7 protein-coding genes are annotated in these 4749 nt (G+C 40.4%); 1 reads left to right on the forward strand and 6 read right to left on the reverse strand.

The window, feature by feature from the left end; genetic code table 11:
- The 5 genes from BCT49_RS25325 to BCT49_RS25340 form a co-directional block, all read right to left on the reverse strand.
- On the reverse strand, positions 1-999 hold a 999-nt coding region (locus BCT49_RS25325; protein ID WP_133151671.1), incomplete at its 3' end, for a hypothetical protein.
- A 67-nt stretch (positions 1000-1066) separates the two neighbouring features.
- Positions 1067-1288 carry a hypothetical protein gene (locus tag BCT49_RS25330; RefSeq protein WP_102439130.1) on the reverse strand — a complete coding sequence of 74 codons (222 nt, stop codon included), beginning with the start codon at positions 1286-1288 and terminating at the stop codon, positions 1067-1069.
- 19 nt (positions 1289-1307) lie between these two features.
- Positions 1308-1442: a hypothetical protein gene (locus tag BCT49_RS26325; RefSeq protein ID WP_277869440.1), complete on the reverse strand. Its 135-nt coding sequence runs from the start codon at positions 1440-1442 to the stop codon at positions 1308-1310.
- A 103-nt stretch (positions 1443-1545) separates the two neighbouring features.
- On the reverse strand, positions 1546-1848 hold the full coding sequence (locus BCT49_RS25335) for a hypothetical protein (RefSeq protein ID WP_102439132.1): 303 nt from the start codon (positions 1846-1848) through the stop codon (positions 1546-1548).
- Between the two features lie 14 nt (positions 1849-1862).
- Positions 1863-3371, reverse strand: coding sequence for a phage/plasmid replication protein, II/X family (locus BCT49_RS25340; protein ID WP_102439134.1), 1509 nt, complete (start codon positions 3369-3371; stop codon positions 1863-1865).
- Between the two features lie 120 nt (positions 3372-3491).
- Here BCT49_RS25340 and BCT49_RS25345 point away from each other — a divergent pair, with 120 nt between their 5' ends.
- Complete coding sequence (locus BCT49_RS25345) at positions 3492-3833, forward strand: helix-turn-helix transcriptional regulator (protein ID WP_102439136.1); 342 nt, start codon at positions 3492-3494, stop codon at positions 3831-3833.
- Between the two features lie 125 nt (positions 3834-3958).
- Here BCT49_RS25345 and BCT49_RS25350 read toward each other — a convergent pair whose 3' ends face one another.
- A complete protein-coding gene (locus BCT49_RS25350; RefSeq protein ID WP_102439138.1) occupies positions 3959-4522 on the reverse strand; it encodes a hypothetical protein in 564 nt (187 codons plus the stop codon).
- Between the last annotated feature and the right edge of the window lie 227 nt (positions 4523-4749).

A 4749-nucleotide genomic window follows, 5' to 3' on the forward strand; every position in this document is an offset into this window, starting at 1 on the left:
ATCTGGATTGACAATCGGCTCCCCACTCGCGTTAGCTGAGGTTATCGCCTGATTACCGCCTGCAACATTATGCGCAAGATAATTAGCATCGTCCCAATGTTGAGGAGGAACATAATAATCATTTTCTGGATTCTCTTGCTGTGCGACCCCTCTTAAAATCCAATCAGCATATTCCCAAAGAGGATCACCGACAGGTGGAAGCGGTGAGCCGTCTGGCATGGTTGGAGGGGAAGGCACTTCGATGTCAGGTTGCAAATCAGAAGGGATAGAACCATCATCATTTAAAAAGGCTTTTCGCTGTTCACCATCCTGCTGTGAAGAAATCCAAGGATAAAAATCTTCCTCTAGTTCTGTATTATTAACAGGCTTCTCTTGTTTCTCTGGTGCATCTTGAGTACAAGCCGATTGACCCATCAAAGTTTCACAAGAATAACGACTGTAATACTTAGTTGTGAGTTTTTTGTCGGGAATGCCATTATGTTCACCAAAATAGTCTACCTTCCAACGATCAGAATCTTGATAAACCTTATGGTATTTATTGGGCATGTCAATGAGACCGTATATTTGAAAATCCGAAGCCAATGCATTGACAGATTGATAATAAGATTGAGGACAAGAAGAGCAAACGCCATAAACATAACCTTGAAGGTACCCTCCATCATCAGGAGATGTATTACCAGAAGAGGATACAATTTCATCCCCACTCACCATCCATCCTAATGCAGCTATACCCGCAGCAACAAACGCCACATATTTCCCCTTGCCTTTTAGCCATGAGTTATATTTAGAATTAGATAATTTACCGTCTGACTTGTAGTGTGGGTCATTAGATGCAAATCCCTTTGATATCGTATCAAGAACAATCTCCGTAGCTACAAAGCGCACAGCAGTAGAGCCGAGACCAACAGCAACCGCGGGTAAAACTGCGTGAGCATGATAAACGGGGAAAAAAGATATCCAAAAACAGAGAATGTAGACAAATAGACGTTTAATGAGCATAAAACCTCACAAAAAAGGCGCACAAATGCACGCCTTAGCTAAATTAGAGATATTGCAGGGATAGAAATTAAGATGCGCCAGCCGAGATAAACCCTTTCACCAAGCCAAAACCCACACGAGCACCGAGAACAATCGCTAAGATTGAGAAACCCGCAGCGATAGCAATACCAGCATCCGCACTAATACCTGAAACAATACTGTCAACAGTCGTTTGATCTAATGCTGCATGAGCCGTAGAGGTAACTGCACCCGTAGCAAACGTCATTGCTGTAATAATTGTCTTTTTCATAAGGAAGAACTCCATTTGTTTAATTAGACGCTGTCGTTATGATATTTCTAAAGTGACGCAGCGTAATACCAGAGGCTAAACCTGTTAGCCAAACAACGAAGCCACCGCTAATAATATCGATAGCTCCAATACTTTGAATTGCGACCTGTTCCATGTCATACCTTAGAGATTGGCGTTAAAACCCAGAGCAAAAAGAACGAGATAACAAAGAGTTATCTGGTACTCTATAAACTCATAGGCCAAGGTGTCAGACATGGTTAATTTTTAGGTGATTGAGGTTTTGACAGCAGTTGAAACGATTTGAGAATCGCTACAGGCTGCCCTTTCTTAACCGACATACCGATATCAGCATCAACCACAATCGGGCTTTGAGCTTCAACAATGGCTTTAACCAAAGCTTTAGCGACTGCATTATCGCTAGATGTATCAACACTCATTTTCGCAACTTGTGCGCCAGCCACCTGTAAATCAGTACGAAAATCTTCACAGGTCTGACAGTTAGCCCATGGGCGACCATCATCAAAACTACCGTATTGTGCAAAGTTAATTGTTGTTCTCATGGTTCATCTTCCTATTATTCGATTGGGTTATATTGAGTTCGAGCGTGTTTGTCATTGGGTGAATGGAACACTAATTCACTGGTTCCATCAGCAAAGAGGACGAATGACATAGCGGTATCTTGATTTAAACGAACTTCCCTACCTGCTTGAAGTGAACGGGCATACAGAGACGGAAGTTTGTTTGATTCTAACGAGTCTCTAATGGTGTCTAATTCTGTTACTGGTGCTTCAACGTATTCTTCATCAGACAACCACGCTAAAAGCTTCTCTGGTGTATCTAAATCACCCAAGTCAGGCTCTTGATAGCTTGCTGGTCGTTGGTTTTCGAAATCAAAGGTAAACACTTGAGCTAATGGAAGTTGCTCTGTGTTGTGTAGGTTCTGTAGTTGAGACTTAGATAACCCTATTGCGGTTAAATCTCGAACCCCATCGTAAAAGGTTGATTTTGCCATGGTGTTTTTTACCTGTTCATACGTTGAATGCTTTAAACGATCGTACAAGCCGAATAAACGTAAGGCTTTGCTTTTTCTTAGCGTTCCTTTTGCGTCTATGGTGTCGTATTCGTTATGAAGCAAGGACATGATTTTATTGTCGTGAACCACGGATATGGTTGAGTTTTGGACAGCAGAAAGTAGATCTTTCATTGCATCGTGCCAAGCAAAAAGGCAGAAACTTAGCGAGTGTTGTTTTTCGTATTCTTCGACGTATTTAATGAGTTCCCAAAGGTCACGAGGAATGTCATTTTTCTCAAACCATCGAGTTTTAAAGCGGCTTTCAAAGCGTAGGCGACATTGTGCGAAGTCTTGTAATTCAGGGCTTTCTAATTGATTGATAACACGATCATAAACCTCTGTTCGCTCTCTTTTCTTCTTCTTTTTTAAATCATCAATCTGGTGTTGGACTTCATCGAGCTTAGAATAGATACATAATGACGTGGTGCGCCCTGTGTTCGGGTTGTTTTTAGCGTTGTTAAAGTAGACAGTCGATTCAAATTCACCTTGTCGAGAGGGTCTTAAGTAACGATGAGATACTTTAGTCAGTGAATCTAATGCCGATTGCAGTACGTCAGGGCTATCTAACTGGATAGAGTACGTTGTATCAAAACGGAAAACTTCGATACGTGAGAAATCCAGCATGTTAGAAAATTGAGGTAAGGCATCTTTAAGGGCTTTTAGGATAAAGGTTGAACATGAGTACAAGCAGTCAGAGCCGAATACGTTATGGCCTTGCATTACCTTTGCAGGAGAGGCTTTTAATTCAACACACGCTTCCGTACGAAAGCCCGATGCTTGAAATACCTTGAATGCAATGCCTGTATAACTACTAGGAATAGAAGACCAAGGATGACGACGATTTGAGATTTCTTCTACACCATCTTCATTAGCATCAATAGATCCCTCTAGAAGTAAGCCACGCTTAGATAAATCCGACATATCAATAGAAAACTGGTACTCCTCACCCACTTGGGTACAAGTCGTATAAGCATCTTTAAAATGTATGCGGAAACCTAAAAAATCGTACAAACCAAAACCCTGTCAACTGAAACTTTCCTCACTCTATATTGAAAATATCTTCACATCAAGCGCGAGGTGAAAAAAACGTAATGTATACTTGAAATAAACCTCACCTCACAGGTCATTTACATGTTCAAAGCGAAGATAAAATCACTAAGAACAGCTAAAAACATTTCTCAAGATGAAATAGCCGAAGCTATTGGCGTATCCAGCCGCACTTATATGGACTATGAAAATGGTAAAAATGAACCAAAGCTATCAAAAGCATTGGCAATAGCAGAGTTCTTAGAAGTACCACTAACGATTCTAATCAGTGAAGAGGACGAAGAAGGTCACAGACTAGAAAACATGAATAGAATACTTAAAGGGTTAAATGAAGAAGATCGAGCAATACTAGATCGAGTATTAGAAGGAATTCATATGACAAGGTATTCAAGAGAACTTTCAAAATCAGTAACGTTCAGTTGGTAAAGTTCGGTATTCGGACTATAAGCCACTATTAAAGTATGTGGCTTACGCCCTCCGCACCAACGCCCCGCGCTCGCAGAGCGGCGCAAAGCGCAGGAGCGAAGTGCGGAGAGACTAAAGCCCAAAAATTAAGAAAACTCCCAAAGCTCGAAATCAACCATAAAACCACACTCTTTAAGGTAGTTATGACCAATAAGTTGTGGGTGATAGCTTAAATCAGTAAGAGATTCATTAGTGGAAGCAATAACTCCACCCATAAGTTCAGGTTGATTTCGAACAACACTGAGAGTTGTGAACAAAGCCGCGTCAATTATTTCACCACTAGGAGTGGTCAACCAGGCATGTAGGTTGACCGCTGGATTGAAATTAGTATTTTCCTTAACCATATAGCTTTTGAGTGTATCGAGGTCAGTATAAAAAACAGGGTTACCTTCGAGCACAACACTCCCAAGCGTATAATAGAAAGTCATACCTAAACGCTTTTCGAGCTCATTTTTCAAAAGAAAGGTAATCCAAAAACATTTTTGTGAAACATCTTCAGGACTAAATTGACCTAGCTGTTGTTGGATAATCGAATAGATACTAGAACGAGTATCTTGATCTAAAAGTGGAGAATCTAAGGTAATGGTTCCTGTTTCCAAACCTAAAGATTTTGTGATTTTAAATGCTTCAATAAATTGATTTTTATACATTAATACTTACCAAATGAAATTGATGGAATAAGTATAATAACCTCTAAATGAAATCTAAAAAAAGTGCGCATTGTGCAAATTATGTTACGGGTTAACTTCTAACAACGATTTTCCTAACGAGCATCAAAAAGGCCGGACAAGCCGACCTCCTCATTGAGCATGTTACTCACCCACGTTCTTATTCAGTTAAGCACAGCGAACCACTCAACATAATTTAAACCCATAAT

Origin of the sequence: Vibrio lentus (assembly GCF_002875945.1) — a bacterium.
In the GTDB taxonomy this organism is placed as follows: Bacteria; Pseudomonadota; Gammaproteobacteria; order Enterobacterales; family Vibrionaceae; genus Vibrio; species Vibrio apostichopi.